The organism is Paenibacillus sp. 01T422 (assembly GCF_056398785.1).
On sequence record NZ_JBFTQB010001250.1, the window covers coordinates 1 to 1395 of the forward strand.

1 protein-coding gene and 1 pseudogene are annotated in these 1395 nt (G+C 48.2%); one reads left to right on the top strand and one right to left on the bottom strand.

Features of this window, described 5'->3' with window-relative positions; all coding sequences use genetic code 11:
* Nucleotides 1–765, bottom strand: a pseudogene (locus AC1DUA_RS37670) (hypothetical protein); the annotation flags it as partial.
* Between the two features lie 186 nt (nucleotides 766–951).
* On the opposite strand from AC1DUA_RS37670, the gene AC1DUA_RS37675 reads away from it, so the two are divergent.
* Entirely contained in the window at nucleotides 952–1167 is a 216-nt protein-coding gene (locus AC1DUA_RS37675; protein ID WP_477504584.1) for a hypothetical protein, read from the top strand.
* The last annotated feature ends 228 nt before the right edge of the window (nucleotides 1168–1395 follow it).

A 1395-nucleotide genomic window follows, 5' to 3' on the forward strand; every position in this document is an offset into this window, starting at 1 on the left:
ATATTGGACTTGGCATCTTGCTCGGAGGAAAGCAGCGATATTGGACTTGGCATCTTGCTCGGAGGAAAGCAGCGAATCCTTATCTCCGGTACCGCTCGTCACAAGACCGTCGCGCCATGTACCCCTCTTAATATCCCTTCGCATCATCCAGAAAGCGGTTACCGTTGTGACAAGCCCCATAACAATAACAAGCGGCACACTTGCTTCCATCACCGCAGTTACTGGCAAACCAGCGGCATCCGCTGTTAATTTGGGCGCCCCTTGAATAATGTAATCCCCTGAAAGCGCGATCCCGTGTCCGAACAAGTTCATCGCCATGGCTGCACCTAATGCAGGTAAACCCACACGTACAGCCACAGGCAGCAGCACCGCCCCTATGAGCGCAACACCGGGAGACGGCCAGAAGAACCAGGAAGTGACCATCATGATGATCCCGATACCCCAGAAAGCAAGCGCCGGCGTCCTCAGAAAGTGGGTCAATGGAGCGACCATCGTTTCATTAATGCCTGTGCGTATGAGCACACGACTCATCGCCACGATGATCGAGATAATCATGATTGTCCCCATCAACTCTTTGGTTGCATAAATAAAGCTGTTGAATACCCCTGATACTGAACCGCTTAATGTTTCCGTTGCTAATAAACCCAGCGCGAAAATCCCAACCACACAAATCATCGTGGTGTCTCTACGTTTGATTAAAAGAGTAAGAATAAAGCCAATAAATACTAGATAAACCCAATGAATCGGTAGTAATTGAATGTCCATCGGGATCACGCATCCTCTCTGCCCATGCAGCAATTGGGAGTCCATTTCGTCTGTATCCGGAAATAGACTCTCTGGTGCTACATTGTATGCTGGGCGAAGAGTAGGCGTTCGTGGAGAACGGGAGATTGTTGGCGCCTTGTGGTACAATTGAAGAACTATTTTACACAGGCAAGGAGAATGCTGAGTATGGCTGTTAACCAACGATTAGTGACGGATTCCGATTTTCAGGAGGCTGTGGAAAAAGGAGCCCTTGTCCGTGTTTTCAAAAACGATCACATTGTCGATTCGAACGCGATTGTCCTTCGTTTCAGCGAAACGACCGTCGTTTTGCAGTCGCGTGTTGCTGATTTAGCTTACTATGATCGGGATGAGTGCGAATTTTTTGAGATAAAAAAAAGGTGACGTGCACTAGAATCGTCTTTGGGGAGTTCCCTGAAGGCGATTTTTTGCATGTAGCTGGATGAGTTATCCTCCGTCTGAATCGGCGGCGACTGCCCGAAATTAGGTGGATTGGTAATATTAGTGGTAGAAACTGGAGTTAATCGAGTAAAAGATGTGCATTTGCTGAAAAAAGAAGTAGGAATCGGCGGTAATAACAAGTGGACGCTACCAGTCAGGGGCGCCTAGCTC